The following is an 18,643-nucleotide window of genomic DNA, read 5'->3' as shown; positions in this document are numbered from 1 at the left end:
GGGGGCAACCAACCCGTTCAATTATCCTGGCCCGGCGGCCGAACGGGCAATGGCAGCGGAGCGACTTGAATGCCTTCCTCGATCAGCGCCTGTGCCTCCTCGATCGTCGCCTGACCATGAATCGGGCGGCTATCCTGTTCACCGAGATGCATCGACCGTGCCTCGTCGGCAAAACGCCGGCCCACGAATTCGGAGCCTTTGAGCATCTTCGCCTGCACCTCGGCCAGCGCCTGCACCATCGCCTTGAACGCTTCGGGAGACGGCGATGCCGATGCCATCGGCACGACCGCACCCGACGGCGAAGGGCCGACGACCGGCGGCGGACTTTCGAGCGGCGCGCGGATGACCTCGCTGCGCTGGTTGCTCTTGGCCGTGATGCGCGGCGCCATCACGGCCTTGTCGACATCGGTGGAGCCGCAATAGGGACAGGCGATCAGGCCGCGCTTCTTCTGCGATTCATAATCGTCACTCGATCCGAACCAGATCTCGAAGACATGACCGGCCTCGCGGCAGGCAAGATCGAAGACGATCATGCGACGACGGTCACGGTATCGATCGGCCGGCGATGCGAAAGCGCCGGCACGCGCGCCCGGACTTCGGCCACCCGCGCCATATCGATGCTGGCAAAACCGACACCGATCTGATCGCCCATGTCGAGCAATATCTCGCCCCACGGATCGATCACCAGCGAATGGCCATAGGTCGACCGTCCATCCGCATGCGTTCCGCTCTGCGCGGCGGCCACGACAAAGGCACCCGCCTCGATCGCGCGCGCACGCAGCAGCACATGCCAGTGCGCCTTGCCGGTCGGCACGGTGAACGCCGCCGGCACCGACAGGATCTTCGCGCCCGCGTTGCTCATCGCGCGGTACAGATCGGGAAAGCGCATGTCGTAACAAATGCTCATGCCGATCTCGCCGAACGGCGTCTGCGCAACCACCGACTCAGTGCCCGGCGCATAAGCCGCGCTCTCGCGCCAGCTCTCGCCGGTCGGCAGATCGACGTCGAACAGGTGGATCTTGTCGTAACGCGCGCGGATCACGCCGGTCGTATCGATCAGGAAGCCGCGGTTGAGCAGCCGCCCGTCAGCGCCGCCCTTCACCGCCAGCGATCCCAGATGCACCCAGATGCCGGCATCGGCGGCGGCGGTCCGCACCGCGTCGAGCACCGGATCATCGGCTTCGTCATAGAGGTTCGGCGCCGCCCGCTTGCGATCGCGATCCATCAGCCCGCACATTTCGGGCGTGAACAGCATGTCCGCACCGCCGGCCTTCGCTTGCGCGATCGCATCGAGGATCGCATGGGCATTGGCGGCCGGATCGATACCGGTGCAGCTTTGATGGATAGCGATCTGCATCAGCCGGCCAGCAAGGCGTCCAGCTTGCCCGCCCGTTCGAGCGCGGCCAGATCATCCGAACCGCCGACATGATGATCGTCGATGAAAATCTGCGGCACGGTCGATCCGCCATTGGCGCGCGACAGCATCTCGGTGCGCTTCGGGCCGCCCATGCTGATATCATATTCCTCGAAGGTTACCCCCTTCTGGCCCAGCAATGCCTTGGCCCGGCTGCAATAGGGGCAGAATGCCTTCGTGTAGATTTCGACCTTCGCCATGATCTCTCTTATCCTGCTGACGCATCCGAATTGTGGTGCGCGGCGCGGAAAGTCAACGGATCACGGCATCGTCGCGCACGACACGCGCCCAGCACAGGACGGACACGCGCGCGGCCCCCGCCCGTTTCAGCACCCGCGCACAGGCATTGACGGTAGCGCCAGTCGTATAAACGTCATCGATCAGTATGATCGCCTTGCCTTTGACATCGGCATCGGGCCGCAGCGCGAACACGCCCTGCACCGCCTTGCGCCGCGCCGCCGGCCCCATCGCGCGCAAGATCGGCGTGGCCTTGCGTCGCCATAGCAGATCGATCGCGATCGGTGCGCCGGTCGATTGCGCCAGCGCGCGTGCCACCAAAGCAGCCTGATTGTAGCCCCGCCGCCAGATCCGCCAGCGGTGCAGCGGCACCGGAACCAGCAACGCCACGGACGGATCGGGCAGATGACGACGCATATGCCGCGCCATCGTCTCGGCAAAGCCGGGCCGCCGGCCATATTTGAGCCTGAGCGCGATCCGCCGGGCAATCGGGCCATAGCTGACCGCCGCGCGCATCCCCTCAATCGCTGGCGGATCGGCATGACAGGCGCCGCACAGGGCGCCCCGCCCTGGATCGATCTCGAACGGATCGCCGCACAAGGCGCATTGCGGATCATCGAGAAAATCGAGCGCCGACCAGCAGGCGAGGCAGAAATCATGATCGCTAAGCGTGACGACGCCGCAGCCCGGGCAGCGCGGCGGCAGCGCAAAGCGCACCACCCGATCGCCCAGACGCCGTACAGTCTGCATCACCCCGCCCATGCCGGACTTGTCACCCGGCCGCTGTGTCGGCACAAGCCCGGCGATGGATGGCTCCGAAATTTTCGATCGCGCGCTGCGCCGCCTGCGCCGCGACCGCGCCGCGCGCGACTTCGGCGATCATGCCTTTCTGATCGATCATATGGCCGACGAACTCGCCGAGCGGCTGGAGGCGGTGCAGCGCGAATTCCGGTCTGCTTTGATCCTCGGCTGCCATGACGGACGGGTTGGCCGGCGCTTCGCGGCGCCGGGTCGCTCGATCGTCAGCGCCGATGCAGGGCACGCCTTCGCCGCGATGTGCGGCGGCGTACAATGCGATGAGGATCGGCTGCCGTTCGCCGATGCGAGCTTCGATCTGATCATCTCGGTCGGGGTTCTCGACAGCGTCAACGATCTGCCGGGCGCACTGACGCTGATCCGCCGCATATTGCGCCCGGATGGGCTGTTTCTCGGTGCGTTTATCGGCGCCGGCAGCCTCGGCTGGTTGCGATCGGCGGCGATGGCGGCCGACATGGCGACCTTCGGCGGCGCCTCACCCCGTATTCATCCGCAGATCGACGTGCGATCGGCCGGCGATCTGCTGTCGCGCGCGGGGTTCGCGCTGCAGGTCGCGGACAGCGAACGGCTCGATGTCGGCTATGGCGATCCGATGCGGCTGATCGGAGATCTGCGCGGGATGGCGCAGATCAACATGCTGCAGGCCCGCAGCCGGTCCGGCGTCGGCCGCGCCTGGCTGACAGCGTTGTTCGAGCGATTCGCCGGGGACGCAGGACCGGAAGGCCGCATTCGCGAGACGTTCGACCTAATCTATCTGACAGGCTGGGCACCCGATCCCACCCAGCCCAAACCGGCGCGGCGCGGCAGCGCCACTGCCTCGATGGTCGATGCGCTGCGGGTGAAGCCCGCCTGAACGCTCAAATCAGCGCGTCGAGCAAGCCGATCAGTGGCTTGTCGGCGGGCGGCATCGGCAGATCGTGTAGGCCAATCGGGCGGATCCAGCGGATCGCCGACGCTTCGAGCGCCTGTGGAATGCCCCGCCACTTCCGGCAGATATAGAGAAGCAGAAGCAGATGCTGTTCGCCTAGCGGTTCGCTCGCAAAGCCGGCCGGGGCAAGGCAGGATGTCTGTGTCTCGATCCCCAGTTCCTCCTGCAATTCACGGACCAGAGCCGCCTCCGGCGATTCATCGGGCTCGATCTTGCCCCCCGGAAATTCCCATAATCCGGCCATCGACTTGTCCGCCGGGCGCTGCTGCACCAATACACGGCCATCGGCATCGATCAACGCGGCGGCAACCACGATCAGGGGAGCAAAAGCCGTGCCCGCTTGGGTCATCTGTACGCATCCTCACGCATTCTTAACCGGAACCCTCTACGGCCAATATTCCGAAAATGCGAATATCGGGGATAATGTCGGTGACGATTGGACTGTCTCGTCATGTAACGGCACTGTGGCGCGACGATCGTGGCGCAACGGCCGTCGAATATGGCCTGGTGCTGGCCCTCATCACGCTGGCTTCGCTTGGTGCGCTCGCGACAATGGCGGACACGGTCGTCGGCATGTGGACCGACATCGCTATCCGCGTGGCCGAAATCTAACCTTCCAGGGCCGAAAATCTTTGAGCAAATTAACGGTTTGAAAGGGACTGGCCCCATATAGTTCAGGCGTTGGCTGTTTGCGGGCCAGCCGGGCCGGAACACCCGAAGCAGGGACACGGAGAAAATCCATGAAGTTTGTTGCGAAGCTGTTGAAGAACAATCGGGGCGCGACGGCCATTGAATATGGCTTGATCGCCGCCCTCATCGCGGTTGCCGCGATTACCGCCATGACGAGCCTCGGCAATCAGCTCCAGAAGACGTTCAACAACGTCACCACCAATATGAAGGCCAGCTGATCCAGCTTGATACGCTGACGGCCGGCTAAGCGAAGGCGGCGGATTCGGTCCGCCGCCTTTGTACCCCCGCACGGCCCGTCCCAGCCATCGGCTCAGCGACTGATCGACACGGTGGTCCCCGGGCCGCCGAATGCGATCATCACATGCGCGCCCAGCTTTCGCGCCAGCGCCTCGACAATCACGGTGCCAAGCCCGGGCGGCGCCAGGGGAGCGACGGCCCGCATGGCAGCTCCGTTCATCCCGACGCCGTTATCGGAAACCATCAGCGTCCAGCCGCCGGCTGTCGTCCGATAGCTCAACGTGATCTTGCCGGGATGGTGATCCGGAAAGGCGTGTTTCAGAGCATTGATAACGAGTTCCGTCGCAATCAGGCCGATGCTCATCGCGTCATCGGCGTCTGCGATGCTCTCATCCACCTGTACTTCCAGCGACAATTGCGCCGGATCGGCGATCATCGATGCGGTGATATTCCGGCACAACGTCGTCAGGTAGGCCCGCAACCTGACATTGCCTGTCCGAGCCATTGCCAGGTGGTTCTGCACCGCGGCGACCGCCAGCACGCGATGATGCGCCTCCTCGATCTGGCAGCGCGCCTCTGCAGATGTGGTCCGACGCGCACCCTGCATCAGCATGCTTGCGATGACCTGCAAACTGTTGGCAATCCGATGCTGCAGTTCCTGAAGCTGAACATCCTTGTCCTGATGCGATATTTTTTCCTCCGTCTCCTGCGCACGTATGCCGGTGAGATCGGTAATCGTGAGCAGGATCAGGTCGTCGCCCTTCTGCCCGACATCACTCAGCAGTTCGGCGTCTAGCCTCAGCCGCTGGGTCGGTTTTCCCCGAGGGGTCAGGCTTATTTCGTGATTCCTGAGCGGATCCCCGCCCACCTGCACAGCTGTCAGCATCAGCCGAAGATGGTCGGCGCCCCACGCATCCGATCCCAGCGCTCCCAAGGGCTTGCCCCGTATGCCTTCCACATCGAAATCGAAGGCCGATCCAAATGACCGGCTTGCCGCGATGATGACAAGAGCATCATCGAGCAGGAGCAGGGGTGTGACGGATGCGGCAATCACTGCCATCGCCAGGCGATCTGCCCGGGGCACAAGAACGGGCGACTGGGTCAACATGAAAAGGCCCTCAGCGACCGGAGACTCGCGCAATGAAAGCCGTTCCCGGTTTACGGGCCATGCCTGAGGCTGACTTCACCTGAGGGACGGACAGTACGCCATAGCACAGAAATTTCGCATCCCTGCATGCTCATATTCCGCAGGAAATCGTCGAAAGGCGCCACAACGTATAGGATGGCCTGCGCAGATGTAATTCGCGCACCGCTCGTGAGATCATCGTTCCGACGACGTTGACGATCGCGTCTCAGCCTATCGCCAGATATTTATCGCGCCGCGCTTCACGCACCTTCGCCGGCTTCAACCTGCTCAATTTGTCCAGCTCTTCGCCAATAGCCGTTCCCAACGTCGCGATCGCAACTTTCGGTTCACGATGGGCACCACCCAGCGGTTCGGGAACGATTCGATCGATGACACCGAGCTTGAGCAGATCGGACGCGGTAATCTTCATCGCCTCGGCCGCGTCGGCAGCCTTTTCACCGGTGCGCCAGAGGATCGAAGCGCAGCCTTCGGGCGAAATGACAGAATAGACGGCATGTTCGAACATCAACACGCTGTTCGCCGCCGCGATCGCGATCGCGCCGCCCGAACCGCCTTCGCCGACGATCGCGGCGATCATCGGCACGCCGAGCGCAAGGCATTGCTCGGTCGATCGGGCGATCGCCTCGGCCTGACCGCGTTCTTCCGCCTGAATGCCGGGAAAGGCACCCGACGTATCGATCAGGCTGACGACCGGCAAGCCGAAGCGGTCGGCGAGCTGCATCAGCCGGATCGCCTTCCGATAGCCCTCGGGCTTGGCCATGCCGAAATTGTGGCGGATGCGGCTCGCCGTGTCGTTGCCCTTTTCATGGCCAATCACGACCACGCGGCGGCCGCCGAGCCGCCCGAGCCCGCCCATGATCGCCTGGTCGTCGCCAAAAGCGCGATCGCCGGCCAGCGGCATGAAATCGGTGATGAAGCCCGCGATATAATCCTTGAGATGCGGTCGTTCGGCATGGCGGGCGACCTGGGTCTTCTGCCAGGGCGTCAACTTCGCATAGGTTTCGCGGAGCAGCTTTTCGGATTTGGCTTCGAGTTTCGAAACCTCCCCCTCAATATCCAGCGAACCGGCATCGGCGGTTTCGCGAAGCTCTCCGATACGGGCCTGAAGCTCCGCAATCGGCTTTTCGAATTCCAGATATGCGACCATCGGCATCGGTTAGGCGGGTGTGACGCGTCCGTCAATAAAGCGGCCTTCCATCACCCCTGCGTTTCGGGCACCGGCTTACGCCCACCGGCCCCGTCCATGAGCGGATGGCGGCTGTTGACCAGTTCGACAAGGTGCGCGCTGTTGACGTGGGTGTAGATCTGCGTGGTCGCGATATCGGCATGACCCAGCATCGTCTGCAGGGCGCGCAGATCGGCCCCGCCTTCGAGCAGATGGGTCGCAAACGCATGGCGCAGGACGTGCGGGCTGATCCGCTGCGGCGCGATTCCCGCCTCCGCCGCCAGTTCACGCAGCAGCTGGAACAACCGCACCCGGCTGAGATGGCTCTTGCCCGATGGAAACAGAAACACCTGGTCGGCCGGCACGTGCCGCGCCCATTCCGCGACCGCCGCCCGCGCGCGATCGGAAATCGGCACGAGTCGCTCGCGCCCGCCTTTGCCGCGCAGGATGAGGAACGGCTGGTCGCCACGCAACGCATGCCGCGGCAGCGATACAAGCTCGGTCGCCCGCAATCCCGATCCGTAGAGCAGTTCGACGAGCGCGATCAACCGCAAGGTCAGCGAATCGCCACGATCACGCAGCCGTTCGTCCAGCGCAACGAACAGCTTCGCGATATCGCCATGCCCCAAGGTTCGTGGCAGGGCGCGCTGCGTCGTCGGCCGCGGCAAGGCATCCGAAGGATCGTCGGCACGCAGGCCCTCGGCCTCCAGAAAGGCAAAGAAGCGCCGCAATACCGATGATTTGCGCGCGACACTGGTGCGCGACAGCGCCATCCATTCGGCGCCGAGACGCTGGAGGCCAGCTTCTCCTGCCGATATCAGGCAGCCATCCAGCAATTCGGATGCCGCGCGAAGATCCGAACCATAAGCCAGCAAGGTGTTGCGCGCTGCGCCATCCTCGACCGCGAGCACCTCCAGGAACTGGCGGATGGCCTCGCGGTCGCTGATCTGCATATTCAGGCGATCACAATCGGGTCATCGCTTCGGCGGCGATCATGCGCGCCTCGCCGTCCAGCCCCACGGCGCGCAGCGCGTGGATCATCGTATAGAACATGCCCGGCGACACGCTCCGCCAGTCCCCCTTCTGCATGCCCGCCGCGACCAGCAGCGCAACCGTCCCGGGCTGTCCGCGTGACGCCGCGCGCATCAGAATCCGCGCCCAGTTCGAACGGACATCGAAGGTGATCCCGTTGTCCGCCGCCAGCTTGACCGCGTCGGCGCCGCCCAGCCTCCCGAGCCCGGCCAGCGCCGCGATCAGCATGCGCGCCTTATGCGGATCGCTGTCATTCGCCCGATCGACATAGCCGGCGACTCGCGCCGTGCTGAGATCGACCCGCGGCCGTTCCGAACCCGTGGCGAGAATGGCCCAGGCCGGATCGCCCTTCTCCGCGGACATGGCCGATACGACCGACGCCCAGCGATCGGCGCGTCGATCAAGCCCCGCCGACATCATTGCGCCGACCAGACCCGCCACATCGCCTGCATCGTCCTGCGATGGCGCGATCCGGGCCGCCGCCCGCGCGGTCAGCACGAACGCGGCGTAGCGATCATGCGGTTCATCGGGCTTGGCACTGTCGCCATTCCACAATGCGCGCATAGCGGAAACCCGCGCCGGATCACCACTGCCGACATAGCAGGCACGCAATTTGCCAGCAGGACTGGTCTCGGCGAAATCATCGCTCTCATCGCCGGCCGCTCCATAGAGATCGACCAGCGCCGCGTTCGAAAAAACGCCGAGCCGCGCCGCCGTCATCGCCGCCTCGATCCGCTCGGATGCCGGCAGCATCGGTGCGCGCGCCTGCCACGCCAGTACCTGGGGGCCGGCGGTCGTCAGCAGGTCGGCGGGAATCGTCACGCCGAGAGCACTCGCCATGCCGAAGCGCCATGATGTGAGCTGGTTCACCCCGGTCCAATCCACGGCCACGCTTCGCTGGCCGGCGCCGTTCACGCCCATCATCTTCTCGGCGAACTGGATATCGATTCCGCGCGCGTCGCGGGTGCGACGGCGGGCCTGATCGATCAACACGCCGGCAATCGCCGTATCCCCCGACAGCGCGGCGCAAACCGCCTTGGCCAGCGGCCATAAAGGCTCCTTGCTGGCAAGTGCAGCCGGATCGGCCAGCGGGCACAGCCCGGCCGCATCGGCCGTCGCCAGGGCCGTCTGCCCCGCAACAGCGAACAGCTTCGAATTGAAATGATCGACATCGACACCCTGCACGAGCATGCGCGCGCCATCGGCTTCGCCCATGCGCAGCAACAGCCAGGCGCGTTCGGCGATCCAGTCGGCCGGCCGGACCCGCGCCGGCGTCGCCACGCGTGACAGCAACGCTCGCCGCAGGGTGATCGATGCCCAGCGCGATGCCAGCGGCACATCAAGGCGTCGCATCAGGACAGACAGCATTTGTCCATCGGCATCGCCGAAGGTCTGCGGCCCGAATCCCGTAAACGGCCCCACCATATCAATCGATCGCCGCGCCGATTCGGGCAATTCCATCGCCTCCGCGACAGGCGCGGCTATCGGCTCCTCCGGCGCGAAGATCGCCGGATCGAGCGTCATCTGCGGGCCGGCAGCCGGCGGCAGCAGCGACACGGGAGCACCCGCGGCCGGTGCGGTCGATTGCGCTGCGGGCACCGGCCGGTTGGCGGGGGCCGGCTGACCGAATCCCGGCGGCAACAGCGATTCGGGCGCGCCCTGCGCGAACACCGGCGCCAGCGCCGCCGCACCGATCACGACGACACCGCCCGCGAGCGCCGCCAATATAGGCTTACTTGGCCTGCGCGTCATTCAACATCGCCTTTTCGACCGTGACGGGCTGCTTCTCGGTATTGACGAAACCGAGCGCCAGCAACCCTCCCACGACGAGCACGACGACGACGACGAATATCATGCTGAACCGCGACATTTCATTCCTTCGACAAACTTTGGCCGGCCCCAAACCGGCGACTTGAAACCGAACCGCTTTTGCCCGAGGGGGCGCCTATGTGTATAGCCCTCGACGAAATGCCGCAAAATCCGTCGCCGAATCTCCGTATCGACAAAGCGCTCGTGCTCGTCGGCCTTATGGGCACGGGAAAATCAACCGTGGGCAAGCGGCTTGCCGGCCGGCTGCACCTCCCGTTCGTCGATGCCGATAGCGAAATCGAGCGCGCGGCGGGACTCAGTATCACCGAAATATTCGATCGATTCGGCGAAGAGCAATTTCGCGATGGCGAGCGGCGCGTGATCGCGCGCCTCCTCGACGGGCGCCCCAAAGTGATCGCCACCGGCGGCGGCGCCTTCATGCAGCCGGACACACGCGAACTGATCCTGCGCAAGGCCCGGGCGATCTGGCTCGACGCCGATCTCGACGTGCTCACCGAACGGGTCGGCCGACGCGACGGCAGCCGGCCCTTGCTCCGGAACCGCGATCCGCGCGAGGTGCTCGCCGAGCTTGCAGCCGTCCGCAACCCAATCTATGCGCTCGCGCCGATTCATGTCCGCAGCCAGCCGCTGCCGCACGAGGCGACCGTCGACAGCATATTGAAGGCCCTGGCCGAATGACCGACGACGCGACCGATATCGCCGTCGCGCTCGGCGAGCGCAGCTATGCGATCCACATCGAGGATGGCTCGCTCGATCGGGCCGGCGCATTGCTGAAGCCCTTTGCGCGGCGCAACCGCTTCATCGTCGTGACCGATGCGCATGTCGCCGCGACACAATCGGGCCGCCTCGGCACCGCACTGGATGCCGCCGGCATCGCGAGCACCATCGAAATCCTGCCCGCCGGCGAGGCCACCAAGAGCTGGGCCAATCTCGAACGCGTGACCGACTTCCTGCTCGACCAGGGCGTCGAGCGTAACGACACGGTCATTGCGCTGGGCGGCGGCGTGATCGGCGATCTCGTCGGCTTTGCAGCGTCGATGCTCAAGCGCGGCTGCAATTTCGTCCAGATCCCGACGACCCTGCTTTCGCAGGTCGATTCGTCGGTTGGCGGCAAGACAGCGATCAATTCGCGTGCCGGCAAGAATCTGATCGGTGCTTTCTACCAGCCGGTCCATGTGCTGATCGATCCGACGACGCTCGACACGCTATCGCCCCGCGAGGTGCGCGCGGGCTATGCCGAGGTCGTCAAATATGGGCTGATCGACGATCCCGACTTTTTCGACTGGTGCGAGGCCAACGGCCCCGCCTTGCTCGAAGGCGATTCGAGCGCACGCCGCTTTGCGATTGCGCGCAGCGTTGCGGCCAAGGCGCGAATCGTCGCCGAGGATGAGCGCGAAACCACCGGCCGCCGGGCGCTGCTGAACCTCGGCCATACGTTCGGCCATGCGCTCGAGGCGGAGACCGGCTTTTCCGATCGACTCCTGCACGGCGAGGCCGTCGCCACGGGCATGGCGCTCGCCTTCCGCTTCTCGGCCGCGGCGGGCCTGTGCGATGCCGCCGTCGCGGCGCGGGTCACCGCCCATCTCGAAGCGGCAGGACTGCCGGCAACACTGGCAGCCGCCCATGTCGATGCAAGCGGCGCGGCACTCGTCGCGCACATGCTCCACGACAAGAAAATGGAAGGCGGCCGCCTGCCGTTCCTGCTTGCGCGCGGAATCGGGCAGACCTTCCTCGAGAAACAGGTCGATCTGACAACCGTCGAACGGTTTCTGGACCAGGAACGCGGCTGACGAAGGCCTGTAGCGCCGCGAACGCATCCCATGGGCCGGATCGTGGCGAACCGGGCGATCGTGTCATTTTCAATTCTTTCGACCGGGAGGTGCGACCATATCGGCGCGGCGACGTTCAGCCCTGCATGAGAGACGCGAAAGGAAGCGTTCGATGTTGGAAACCCTCGACACGCCCGTTCACCACCAGCTCCGCGAACAGTCCGACGCTTATCCTCGTCCGACCTTCCATAACGGCCGACCGACCTTGCTCGGCAGGATGCGTCGCCACTATCTCGACATACTCGCATCGATCTACATCTATAACGAACATCGGGGCTATCGGAGCCTCGACCGCGTTCTCGAGGCGGTGCGCCTGCGCTGTCCCGACGATAGGACCTTCACCGCGCAGGTCGAAAAGCATCGTGCCGATGAACGGAAACATTATGCGATGTTTCGCCGCTATTTCGAACTGCGTGGCGAAATGCCTTATGCAGTGGACCGCACCTGTGGTCACATCGACCGGCTGATCAGAATGACGTTCGGCTGCCACATCGACGATCTCGATACCGATGCGGTGGTGGCACAGCCCGAACTGTTCAACAAATTGTGCCGCATCATCATGATCACCGAAATTCGCGGCATGCATATGGTCGATACGCTGCTGCAATCCCTGCTGGTCAAGGCCGACCGGCCGTTGACGAAGATCTTCAAGGTAATAGAGAAGGATGAACCCTCGCACTGGATGCCCTACGATGCATGGCTGCAATGCCATGATGGCGGAAAGCCTCGACTTTTCGAACGACTGGCGGACTTCTGGGTCCATCTGAGCCTGGTGCTGGTCAAGCTGCCATTGCTCTATTGCAACCCGCGCCTGTCGCGCCGGACCAACTGGCAGGACGACGAGGCGGCAGCCGCCAACGAGTCGCAACCATCCCGCATCGCGCGGACGGTCTGATCTGGATGCGGGTCGAAAGCGATCAATCCGCCATCGCGGACTCGCCGGTCATGCCCGTCGATCTGATCGGAGCACCGCGTGATGGCTGGATACGCCGGCTATGGAGTGGCAGGCTCGCGCTGCTTTTGATCCGTAACACGGTGGTAAGCTGCACCGTCTTCCTGTTCGGTCTCGCCTTGTTGTGGGTGCTGGTCGAGCGCGGCGGGATGAACAAGCTCGGCGCGGCGGCGCTGGGCTTCCTGGTCGCGAATACGATCCATTATGCCTTTTGCCGTTTATGGATTTTCCCGGGCAGCGATCGCCCGCTCTCCTCCGGCTATATGTATTTCTTCATCAACTCCGGAATCGGTTTGGTCTCCACCATCATATTGTTCGATGGCTTCATGACGCTGATGGGAAGCCACTACATTGCCGCCCGCATCGTCGCATCGATCCTGGCCGGCTTGACCATGTTTCTGCTGAACGCGGTTCTCAATTTCAAATGCGTCTAGAAACAGCCTCGCCGCGCACGGCAAGCCCCATGCGAATTGCCTTGTTCTCAGGCAATTACAATTATGTACGCGAGGGCGCGAACCAGGCCCTCAATCGCCTTGTCGGCCATCTGGAAGCGGCCGGCCATAAGGTGCGGGTCTATTCGCCGGTTACCGCGACGCCTGCGTTCGAACCGACCGGCACGCTGATCGCCGTGCCTTCCGTCACCCTGCCGCTGCGCAGCGAATTCCAGCTGGCCCTCGGCATTTCCAAAACCGTCGGGCGCGACATTGCCCGTTTCGCACCGGAAATCATTCACGTCTCGACCCCCGATATCCTCGGCCTGCGCGCCCAGGCGTTCGCGCGGCGAATCGGCATACCGATCGTCGCCAGCCTCCACACGCGGTTCGAAACCTATGTCGATTATTATGGGCTGGGATGGACGCGGCCGTTGATCGAGGCGCATCTGCATCGCTTTTACCGCCGCGCCGATCATGTGCTCGTACCCACTCCGGCGCTGCGCCAGGACATGCTCACGGTGCGGGGCGTCGATCGGGTCACGGTGTGGAGTCGCGGTATCGATCGCGCATTGTTCAGCCCCGGACAGCGCGACGTCGCATGGCGTCGGGCGAACGGGTGGAACGATGACGATGTAGTAATCCTCTTCTTCGGGCGCCTCGTTCTCGAAAAAGGGGTCGATATCTTCATCGCGACCATTCGACGCCTGCAGGCGCAGGGATTGCGCATACGATCGCTGATCGTCGGCGCCGGCCCCGCGGCATCAAAATTCGCCGCTCTGCCTGACGCTGTCCTGACCGGGCATCTCGACGGCGCCGATCTCGCGCGTGCGGTCGCCAGTGCAGACATATTGCTCACGCCCAGTGTCACCGAGACCTTCGGCAATGTCGTGCTCGAAGCCATGGCGTCGGGATTGGCGATCGTCAGTGCCGACGTCGACAGTGCTCGCGCGCTGATCGCGCCCGACATCACGGGTACGCTGTGCCCGGCGACCAATGTCGAGGAATTCGCGTCCGCCGTCGCCGCGCTTGTCGCCGATCCCGGCCGCCGTCATCGGCTGGGGCGGGCAGCCCGGCAGGCGAGCGCCGCCTATAGCTGGGATGCCGCGTCCCGATGCGTCGAACAGGCTTATGTGGATACACTGGACGATATAGCGTCGCGACAGAATGGCCAGACGCGAACACGCCGGCAGTCGTCCGCCGGCGCGCTATAGCCCGCCTCTACGCAACCGCCGGGGCGACCGGCTCTCCGGGTCGGGTCTCCCTGTGCAACCAACTGAGCCTGAGCGTGCTCAAGCGCCACGAGTCGCCGATCTTCACATAGGTGTTATTGTAATAGCCGTACCCGTTGACCACCGTACCGTTCGCCATTTTGGCGAACATATTGACCGCCCAGATCCCGTTGGCGGTACTGGGTGACGTAAGCTCGATCTCCGGCATCAGCGCATGGTGCACGGCCAGCGCCGGGGTAGTGATGATCCGGGTGACGAAGGCCTCGATCCCCTGGGTCTCCCCTCGACCGCCTGAGCCTGTATCGCAGTAGAAATCGTCGATGATCGTCGTGCGAATGAGATCGGCGTCCCGCGTGTCAGCTGCCCGCAGAAATCGTCCCTGGACCTGCTTGATCGCCTCAATGTCGTTCAACACCCATTCTCCCCTCAAGTTTCGGCAATGATCGAGCCGCAAAGCTGTTCCGTCAAAGCTGTACGATGATTGCCGACTCTTTCCCGAATTGGAACGAAGAAATTGGTGCTCATCATGATGACCCCATGGTGGGCCCGACGGAGATGACGGATCCACCCTCCTGCTCTGAACGCCATTGGCGCACGATGCGATGCGCCGTTGTTCGGACGCGTCCGATCACAGCCGGAACGGCACATCTGAACGGTGGATAAGCCGCGCATTCAGCGCCGCGCCACTTAGCGCAGCTTATGATGGGCCTGCCTGGTTGAGGAGATGCAGGATGAGAAAGTTCATTATCATTTCGGTCACGCTGGCAGGGCTTGGTATGGCGACACCTTCATGGGCGGATCGCTGGGACGATCGTGATCGCCCACCGGCCGGCTATTGCGACGAAGGCCGCGCCCATGAACTGGAGTCGCGGATCGCCCATGACGTCCGCGACGGCCGAGTCAACGAGCAGGAAGGCGAAGACCTGCACGCCAAAATCGACTGGGTCGAAGGCATGCAGGCGCGCTTCTGCCGCTCGGGCATGAACGACTGGCAAGTTCGCCAGCTTGATGCGCATTATCATCGGATTGCCGCCGAACTGGCGGATGCGGAAAGCGGCTATAGCCCGGAGTGGCGTGAAGACTGGCGCGAACGGAGATGAATTTCGGTTCCCGCCATTGAAATCATCGCCCGAATTTGGGGCTCTGCGTTGCCAATTTTTCGGCCTCCTCGTCCGCACGCTTTTCTGCGACGGCGTTGATGGACAACATCACGAGCTGGAAGCCATTGTCCTTGCTGAGGATCTGCATCGTGACTTTGGGCGGACGGACGTCGCGGGACATCAATATCCAATCGCGGACGTTCGTCGCAACCCAGGCGACGGGATCCTTGGGACCGGCGGACAATATTGCCGCCGGAGCTGCATTTCCCGGCCGGATCGAGGTGGCGGGAAATGATCGGGACAATCGCATATAGCGCACGATGCCGTCTTTGACGAACACAAGCGCATACATGCCCGCCGTGAGTTCGACATATCGGCTTGCGGCGGCCTCAAGGCTGACACCATAGGCGGCGGCGATGATGGGAAGATGGGAAGATGGGTAACCGTCGGCTTGCCTAGACCGGCGACGAATTCGACGAACCATGGCTTGGGCATCAGCAGGCCCGCGGCAAAGCGGTTTGCCTGCATCTCTTCCTTGCGTTGCGGCGTGTCGGTTCGCTTCTCACCCAAATCCCGGTTGGTACACTTCCGATCGCCGCGATGGGTCTTGATGAGGAAATGCCCGAGCGCGTGCGCGCTGGCGAAACGTCGACGCTGCTCCGCGAGGCCGGCGGCGCACAGGATGATACCCTCCGTCTTCTCGACGTCACTCATGCTCGCGCTCACGAAACCTTTGTCTTCGAGATCGCGAAATTCGAAGATTCCTGCATCGCGCGCGATCTGCTCTACCTGCACCGGTGGCCGCAGGTCAGGATAATGGTTCAATATTGCGGCAAGAAGCGTCTCCGGGGATCCACACGCCGCCAGAGCCTTCGATAATGTGTTTTTCTGCATGAACGGCTTGGTACCTTAATCATACATCAGACGCGACGGTTTCGGCAGCAAGGCGCCTTTCCCGCAACGAGGGATGACGGAAAGCTACCGTCCCCGCGTCACCACGACCGCCAGCCATAGCCAGCCGGCGATCATCCCGAGCCCGCCAAAGGGGGTGACCGCACCCAATATATGCGGTGCGCCGAGCGCCATCGCGTACAGCGTGCCCGCAAAGACCCCGGCGCCCAGCAGGAACAGCCAGGCGATCCCCCGTCCCCCCGATCGGCCGACCGCGTACAGGCCGGCCAGCGCATGAATCATCTGATATTCGGCACCAGTGCGCAGCCATTCGACAGCTTTGCCCGCTGCACCATGCGCGCCATAAGCCCCGGCAATCACCGCGATCGCACCCGAAAGCGCGAGCAGCCCCGCAAGCGGATCGCCACTTTTCTTCCTCATTCGAGATCCTCCAGATCCAGCTTGCGATCCGGCGTGAACATTCCCTCGCGGCCGCTCGCCAGGTCGCCGCTCGCCATTTGTGCCTCCAGCCTGATGCCGTCGCGCCGCCGATATTCGGCTTCGATCTTCTCGGCATTGCCATCGCTGATGCCCACCGCATGGAGCGCCTCGCGGCCGAGCACGACTGCTGATTCGTAGAGTTCGCGAACACTCCCGGCGAGATCGAGCCGCGCCAACTCCATCATATGCCGCCGGTCAAAGGCACGCACCAGCACCGCCGCCTGCGGGAAGGCGCTGAGTACCGGCTGCAGTTCGGCTTTCCCCAAGGGACTGGCATCGATGCAGAAGATGATCGCACGCGCCGTCTCGGCGCCAGCCTGCCGCAGCAGATCGACGCGGGTGCCATCGCCATAATGGACCTTCCAGCCAAAGCGGCCCGACAGATCGATCTGCGAAGGCTTGTTGTCGATCAGACTGACCTTCGCGCCCGACGCCATCAGCATCTGCGTAACGGTCTGCCCGAACCGGCCATAGCCGACGACGATCGCGGTCGGCTGTTCGCTGCCGTCGGGGCCCGGCCGTTCCTCCTCCTCCCGCGCCGGCGCCTGGATGAAGCCGCGCGCGACCATCATCAGGAAGGGCGTGGTCGCCATAGACAGCGTCACGATCGCACCGAACAGGCTCGCCGCCTGCGGCGCGATCAGCAGCGCGTCGCGCGCCTGCGCGAACAGCACGAAAGCGAATTCACCGCCCTGGCTGAGCAACAGCCCGAAAGCGAGCGCCGAACGGTTGCCAACGCCGAACAGTTTCGCGATCCCGAACATGACGGTCGCCTTGGTGACCACAACCGCGATCGCCATGCCGAGCACGAACAACGGCCGTTCGGCAATGACGTGCAGATCGAGCAACATGCCGACCGCCAGAAAGAACAGGCCGAGCAGGATCGTGCGGAACGGCTCGACATCGGCCTCCAGCTCGTGCCGATAGGGCGAATCGGCGAGCATCACGCCGGCGATGAAGGCGCCGAGCGCGGTCGAAAGATGCAGCGCCTCCATCGCGGCAGCCGCGGCGATGACAGTGAACAACCCGGCCGCGACGAACAGCTCGCGCTCGCCGAGCCGCCCGATCACCTTGAACAGGGGATTGAGGATGAAGCGCCCGGCCAGCACCAGCCCGACGACGGCCCCGATCGTGTAGAGGCCCAGCAGCCAGCCGGGCGGCGTGCCCGGCGCCGGCGGCGTGCGCGACAGCGCGGCGATGATCGTGATCAGCGGAACGATCGACAGATCCTGAAACAGCAGCACCGAAAAGGTACGCTCGCCCGATGGCGTGCTCATGCGCCCCGCCGATCGCAGCATCGGCAACACCTGTGCCGTCGACGACAACGCCAGCGGCAGGCCCAGCGCAAGCGAAGCCGCGGCCGAAAAGCTTGTGAATGCGTAAATCACCCCGCTGATCGCCAGCCCGCACGCCGTAACCTGGACGAAGCCAAGCCCGAAGATGTCGCGCTTCAGCCGCCAAAGCCGGTTGGGGTGCAGTTCGAGCCCGACGAGGAACAGCAGCAGCACGATCCCGAGTTCGGCGATGCCGAGTTTCGATTCGGCATCGCCGATCAGCCCCAGCCCCTGCGGACCGATCAGCGCGCCCGCGACCAGATAGCCGAGGACGGCACCCAGCCCGAGGCGGCGGAACAACAGCACGAAGGCAATCGCCACGCCAAGCAGCAATACCCCGTCCTTGAGCATGAACGCAGCCTGGTGCGGACCGCTCATCGCGACTCCGCCGGAACCGTCGCCCGTTCGGCGGCTTCGGCCACGGCCTCGAAAGCGAGCCGGATCGATGCGTGGCGCGCCGTGTGGGGGATGGCCGGTCTGAAAATCTCGAGGCCCGGCCAGTCGCCGGGATCATCGCGCGTACCGGCCAGGAACCCCGTCAACGCGTCGCGCGCTTCGGCCAGTTCGGGGGCACTCTTGCCGATCGCATGCTCAGCCATCAACGCGGCCGAAGCCTGGCCGAGCGCGCAGGCGCGCACCTCCTGCCCCAGTTCGGATATGCAACCATCGGCATCGAGCCGAATATCGACGGTCACCCGGCTGCCACAGATCGGCGATCGTTTGGCGACGGTCGCCTGCGGATCGTCGAGCCGGGTCTGATGCGGAATGCTCGTTGCGAGCCGAAGGATCGTCTTATTGTACAGGGCGGCCGACATGCCGCCCATGTAGGATGCTTTACCGTCCTGTGCGACCCCGTTTTACGTCGATTCGACGAGAC

The 18,643-nt window shown here is 64.0% G+C and carries 26 protein-coding genes; 10 read left to right on the top strand and 16 right to left on the bottom strand.

What is annotated here, in order from left to right; genetic code table 11:
• Positions 1-17: 17 nt before the first annotated feature.
• The 4 genes from BLS13_RS14770 to BLS13_RS14755 are packed head-to-tail and all read right to left on the bottom strand — an operon-like array spanning position 18 to position 2,401.
• Positions 18-533 (bottom strand): DUF1178 family protein, encoded by a 516-nt coding sequence (locus BLS13_RS14770; protein WP_093453261.1) that lies wholly within the window; start codon positions 531-533, stop codon positions 18-20.
• On the bottom strand, positions 530-1,357 hold the full coding sequence (locus tag BLS13_RS14765; RefSeq protein ID WP_093453260.1) for a carbon-nitrogen hydrolase family protein: 828 nt from the start codon (positions 1,355-1,357) through the stop codon (positions 530-532). Before BLS13_RS14765 ends, BLS13_RS14770 begins: the two co-directional genes overlap by 4 nt.
• A complete protein-coding gene (gene grxC, locus BLS13_RS14760; protein WP_093453258.1) occupies positions 1,357-1,614 on the bottom strand; it encodes a glutaredoxin 3 in 258 nt (85 codons plus the stop codon). The genes BLS13_RS14765 and grxC overlap by 1 nt, the downstream gene beginning before the upstream one ends.
• A gap of 52 nt (positions 1,615-1,666) precedes the next feature.
• Positions 1,667-2,401 (bottom strand): ComF family protein, encoded by a 735-nt coding sequence (locus BLS13_RS14755; protein WP_256325905.1) that lies wholly within the window; start codon positions 2,399-2,401, stop codon positions 1,667-1,669.
• Between the two features lie 10 nt (positions 2,402-2,411).
• Between BLS13_RS14755 and BLS13_RS14750 the strand changes: the two genes are divergently transcribed.
• On the top strand, positions 2,412-3,320 hold the full coding sequence (locus BLS13_RS14750) for a class I SAM-dependent methyltransferase (protein WP_256325904.1): 909 nt from the start codon (positions 2,412-2,414) through the stop codon (positions 3,318-3,320).
• 4 nt (positions 3,321-3,324) lie between these two features.
• On the opposite strand, the gene BLS13_RS14745 is transcribed toward BLS13_RS14750, so the two are convergent.
• Positions 3,325-3,744 (bottom strand): (deoxy)nucleoside triphosphate pyrophosphohydrolase, encoded by a 420-nt coding sequence (locus BLS13_RS14745; protein WP_093453255.1) that lies wholly within the window; start codon positions 3,742-3,744, stop codon positions 3,325-3,327.
• Between the two features lie 80 nt (positions 3,745-3,824).
• Here BLS13_RS14745 and BLS13_RS14740 point away from each other — a divergent pair, with 80 nt between their 5' ends.
• Both BLS13_RS14740 and BLS13_RS14735 read left to right on the top strand, forming a co-directional pair.
• Entirely contained in the window at positions 3,825-4,007 is a 183-nt protein-coding gene (locus BLS13_RS14740) for a Flp family type IVb pilin (protein WP_256325903.1), read from the top strand.
• Between the two features lie 128 nt (positions 4,008-4,135).
• Positions 4,136-4,303 (top strand): Flp family type IVb pilin, encoded by a 168-nt coding sequence (locus tag BLS13_RS14735; protein WP_037523752.1) that lies wholly within the window; start codon positions 4,136-4,138, stop codon positions 4,301-4,303.
• Positions 4,304-4,395: 92 nt separating this feature from the next.
• Here BLS13_RS14735 and BLS13_RS14730 read toward each other — a convergent pair whose 3' ends face one another.
• From BLS13_RS14730 to BLS13_RS20755, 5 genes are all read right to left on the bottom strand, one after another.
• Positions 4,396-5,382, bottom strand: coding sequence for a sensor histidine kinase (locus tag BLS13_RS14730; protein ID WP_176943601.1), 987 nt, complete (start codon positions 5,380-5,382; stop codon positions 4,396-4,398).
• Positions 5,383-5,674: 292 nt separating this feature from the next.
• Positions 5,675-6,616, bottom strand: coding sequence for an acetyl-CoA carboxylase carboxyltransferase subunit alpha (locus BLS13_RS14725; protein WP_093453251.1), 942 nt, complete (start codon positions 6,614-6,616; stop codon positions 5,675-5,677).
• A 50-nt stretch (positions 6,617-6,666) separates the two neighbouring features.
• Positions 6,667-7,587, bottom strand: a complete 921-nt coding sequence (locus BLS13_RS14720; RefSeq protein WP_093453249.1) for a tyrosine-type recombinase/integrase — start codon at positions 7,585-7,587, stop codon at positions 6,667-6,669.
• 10 nt (positions 7,588-7,597) lie between these two features.
• Positions 7,598-9,418 (bottom strand): hypothetical protein, encoded by a 1,821-nt coding sequence (locus BLS13_RS14715; RefSeq protein WP_093453248.1) that lies wholly within the window; start codon positions 9,416-9,418, stop codon positions 7,598-7,600.
• Positions 9,399-9,536 (bottom strand): hypothetical protein, encoded by a 138-nt coding sequence (locus BLS13_RS20755; protein ID WP_176943600.1) that lies wholly within the window; start codon positions 9,534-9,536, stop codon positions 9,399-9,401. Before BLS13_RS20755 ends, BLS13_RS14715 begins: the two co-directional genes overlap by 20 nt.
• 98 nt (positions 9,537-9,634) lie before the next feature.
• Here BLS13_RS20755 and BLS13_RS14710 point away from each other — a divergent pair, with 98 nt between their 5' ends.
• From BLS13_RS14710 to BLS13_RS14690, 5 genes are all read left to right on the top strand, one after another.
• Positions 9,635-10,174: a shikimate kinase gene (locus tag BLS13_RS14710; RefSeq protein WP_037523962.1), complete on the top strand. Its 540-nt coding sequence runs from the start codon at positions 9,635-9,637 to the stop codon at positions 10,172-10,174.
• The gene (gene aroB / locus BLS13_RS14705; RefSeq protein ID WP_093453245.1) at positions 10,171-11,286 is read left to right on the top strand and encodes a 3-dehydroquinate synthase; all 1,116 of its coding nucleotides are present in this window, start codon (positions 10,171-10,173) and stop codon (positions 11,284-11,286) included. The genes BLS13_RS14710 and aroB overlap by 4 nt, the downstream gene beginning before the upstream one ends.
• Positions 11,287-11,437: 151 nt before the next feature.
• On the top strand, positions 11,438-12,220 hold the full coding sequence (locus BLS13_RS14700; RefSeq protein ID WP_256325902.1) for a ferritin-like domain-containing protein: 783 nt from the start codon (positions 11,438-11,440) through the stop codon (positions 12,218-12,220).
• 50 nt (positions 12,221-12,270) lie between these two features.
• A complete protein-coding gene (locus BLS13_RS14695; protein ID WP_176943599.1) occupies positions 12,271-12,711 on the top strand; it encodes a GtrA family protein in 441 nt (146 codons plus the stop codon).
• A gap of 29 nt (positions 12,712-12,740) precedes the next feature.
• The gene (locus tag BLS13_RS14690) at positions 12,741-13,922 is read left to right on the top strand and encodes a glycosyltransferase family 4 protein (protein ID WP_093453242.1); all 1,182 of its coding nucleotides are present in this window, start codon (positions 12,741-12,743) and stop codon (positions 13,920-13,922) included.
• 7 nt (positions 13,923-13,929) lie between these two features.
• Here the strand turns inward: BLS13_RS14690 and BLS13_RS14685 are convergent, their stop codons facing one another.
• Positions 13,930-14,355: a nuclear transport factor 2 family protein gene (locus BLS13_RS14685; protein ID WP_176943597.1), complete on the bottom strand. Its 426-nt coding sequence runs from the start codon at positions 14,353-14,355 to the stop codon at positions 13,930-13,932.
• A gap of 316 nt (positions 14,356-14,671) precedes the next feature.
• Here BLS13_RS14685 and BLS13_RS14680 point away from each other — a divergent pair, with 316 nt between their 5' ends.
• Positions 14,672-15,040, top strand: coding sequence for a hypothetical protein (locus tag BLS13_RS14680; RefSeq protein ID WP_093453239.1), 369 nt, complete (start codon positions 14,672-14,674; stop codon positions 15,038-15,040).
• A gap of 22 nt (positions 15,041-15,062) precedes the next feature.
• Here BLS13_RS14680 and BLS13_RS21230 read toward each other — a convergent pair whose 3' ends face one another.
• Both BLS13_RS21230 and BLS13_RS21225 read right to left on the bottom strand, forming a co-directional pair.
• Positions 15,063-15,221, bottom strand: a complete 159-nt coding sequence (locus BLS13_RS21230) for a hypothetical protein (RefSeq protein WP_176943596.1) — start codon at positions 15,219-15,221, stop codon at positions 15,063-15,065.
• On the bottom strand, positions 15,221-15,754 hold the full coding sequence (locus BLS13_RS21225) for an ImmA/IrrE family metallo-endopeptidase (protein ID WP_371128210.1): 534 nt from the start codon (positions 15,752-15,754) through the stop codon (positions 15,221-15,223). Before BLS13_RS21225 ends, BLS13_RS21230 begins: the two co-directional genes overlap by 1 nt.
• Between BLS13_RS21225 and BLS13_RS21110 the strand changes: the two genes are divergently transcribed.
• The gene (locus BLS13_RS21110) at positions 15,641-15,919 is read left to right on the top strand and encodes a hypothetical protein (RefSeq protein ID WP_256325900.1); all 279 of its coding nucleotides are present in this window, start codon (positions 15,641-15,643) and stop codon (positions 15,917-15,919) included. The two genes, BLS13_RS21225 and BLS13_RS21110, sit on opposite strands and share 114 nt — an antisense overlap.
• Positions 15,920-16,018: 99 nt before the next feature.
• On the opposite strand, the gene BLS13_RS14670 is transcribed toward BLS13_RS21110, so the two are convergent.
• From BLS13_RS14670 to BLS13_RS14660, 3 genes are read right to left on the bottom strand one after another with little or no spacing between them, the layout of a single operon-like run.
• Positions 16,019-16,372 carry a DUF423 domain-containing protein gene (locus BLS13_RS14670; RefSeq protein ID WP_093453236.1) on the bottom strand — a complete coding sequence of 118 codons (354 nt, stop codon included), beginning with the start codon at positions 16,370-16,372 and terminating at the stop codon, positions 16,019-16,021.
• The gene (locus BLS13_RS14665) at positions 16,369-18,144 is read right to left on the bottom strand and encodes a cation:proton antiporter domain-containing protein (RefSeq protein WP_093453234.1); all 1,776 of its coding nucleotides are present in this window, start codon (positions 18,142-18,144) and stop codon (positions 16,369-16,371) included. The genes BLS13_RS14670 and BLS13_RS14665 overlap by 4 nt, the downstream gene beginning before the upstream one ends.
• On the bottom strand, positions 18,141-18,590 hold the full coding sequence (locus BLS13_RS14660) for an iron-sulfur cluster assembly scaffold protein (protein ID WP_176943595.1): 450 nt from the start codon (positions 18,588-18,590) through the stop codon (positions 18,141-18,143). Before BLS13_RS14660 ends, BLS13_RS14665 begins: the two co-directional genes overlap by 4 nt.
• Positions 18,591-18,643 lie beyond the last annotated feature (53 nt).

Source organism: Sphingomonas sp. YR710, from assembly GCF_900101455.1.
In the GTDB taxonomy this organism is placed as follows: domain Bacteria; phylum Pseudomonadota; class Alphaproteobacteria; order Sphingomonadales; family Sphingomonadaceae; genus Rhizorhabdus.
Note: the sequence above shows the minus strand (reverse complement) of the source record. Positions and strands in the feature narration are given on the sequence as shown.

Excerpts from the sequence above, each read along its gene's own strand:
- BLS13_RS14770 (WP_093453261.1), bottom strand. The coding sequence starts at position 533 with ATGATCGTCTTCGATCTTGCCTGCCGCGAGGCCGGTCATGTCTTCGAG.
- BLS13_RS14765 (WP_093453260.1), bottom strand. The coding sequence starts at position 1,357 with ATGCAGATCGCTATCCATCAAAGCTGCACCGGTATCGATCCGGCCGCC.
- grxC (WP_093453258.1), bottom strand. The coding sequence starts at position 1,614 with ATGGCGAAGGTCGAAATCTACACGAAGGCATTCTGCCCCTATTGCAGC.
- BLS13_RS14755 (WP_256325905.1), bottom strand. The coding sequence starts at position 2,401 with ATGCAGACTGTACGGCGTCTGGGCGATCGGGTGGTGCGCTTTGCGCTG.
- BLS13_RS14750 (WP_256325904.1), top strand. The coding sequence starts at position 2,412 with ATGCCGGACTTGTCACCCGGCCGCTGTGTCGGCACAAGCCCGGCGATG.
- BLS13_RS14745 (WP_093453255.1), bottom strand. The coding sequence starts at position 3,744 with ATGACCCAAGCGGGCACGGCTTTTGCTCCCCTGATCGTGGTTGCCGCC.
- BLS13_RS14735 (WP_037523752.1), top strand. The coding sequence starts at position 4,136 with ATGAAGTTTGTTGCGAAGCTGTTGAAGAACAATCGGGGCGCGACGGCC.
- BLS13_RS14730 (WP_176943601.1), bottom strand. The coding sequence starts at position 5,382 with ATGGCAGTGATTGCCGCATCCGTCACACCCCTGCTCCTGCTCGATGAT.
- BLS13_RS14725 (WP_093453251.1), bottom strand. The coding sequence starts at position 6,616 with ATGGTCGCATATCTGGAATTCGAAAAGCCGATTGCGGAGCTTCAGGCC.
- BLS13_RS14720 (WP_093453249.1), bottom strand. The coding sequence starts at position 7,587 with ATGCAGATCAGCGACCGCGAGGCCATCCGCCAGTTCCTGGAGGTGCTC.
- BLS13_RS14715 (WP_093453248.1), bottom strand. The coding sequence starts at position 9,418 with ATGACGCGCAGGCCAAGTAAGCCTATATTGGCGGCGCTCGCGGGCGGT.
- BLS13_RS20755 (WP_176943600.1), bottom strand. The coding sequence starts at position 9,536 with ATGTCGCGGTTCAGCATGATATTCGTCGTCGTCGTCGTGCTCGTCGTG.
- BLS13_RS14710 (WP_037523962.1), top strand. The coding sequence starts at position 9,635 with ATGCCGCAAAATCCGTCGCCGAATCTCCGTATCGACAAAGCGCTCGTG.
- aroB (WP_093453245.1), top strand. The coding sequence starts at position 10,171 with ATGACCGACGACGCGACCGATATCGCCGTCGCGCTCGGCGAGCGCAGC.
- BLS13_RS14700 (WP_256325902.1), top strand. The coding sequence starts at position 11,438 with ATGTTGGAAACCCTCGACACGCCCGTTCACCACCAGCTCCGCGAACAG.
- BLS13_RS14695 (WP_176943599.1), top strand. The coding sequence starts at position 12,271 with ATGCCCGTCGATCTGATCGGAGCACCGCGTGATGGCTGGATACGCCGG.
- BLS13_RS14690 (WP_093453242.1), top strand. The coding sequence starts at position 12,741 with ATGCGAATTGCCTTGTTCTCAGGCAATTACAATTATGTACGCGAGGGC.
- BLS13_RS14680 (WP_093453239.1), top strand. The coding sequence starts at position 14,672 with ATGAGAAAGTTCATTATCATTTCGGTCACGCTGGCAGGGCTTGGTATG.
- BLS13_RS21230 (WP_176943596.1), bottom strand. The coding sequence starts at position 15,221 with ATGTCCCGCGACGTCCGTCCGCCCAAAGTCACGATGCAGATCCTCAGC.
- BLS13_RS21110 (WP_256325900.1), top strand. The coding sequence starts at position 15,641 with ATGGGTCTTGATGAGGAAATGCCCGAGCGCGTGCGCGCTGGCGAAACG.
- BLS13_RS21225 (WP_371128210.1), bottom strand. The coding sequence starts at position 15,754 with ATGAGTGACGTCGAGAAGACGGAGGGTATCATCCTGTGCGCCGCCGGC.
- BLS13_RS14670 (WP_093453236.1), bottom strand. The coding sequence starts at position 16,372 with ATGAGGAAGAAAAGTGGCGATCCGCTTGCGGGGCTGCTCGCGCTTTCG.
- BLS13_RS14665 (WP_093453234.1), bottom strand. The coding sequence starts at position 18,144 with ATGAGCGGTCCGCACCAGGCTGCGTTCATGCTCAAGGACGGGGTATTG.
- BLS13_RS14660 (WP_176943595.1), bottom strand. The coding sequence starts at position 18,590 with ATGGGCGGCATGTCGGCCGCCCTGTACAATAAGACGATCCTTCGGCTC.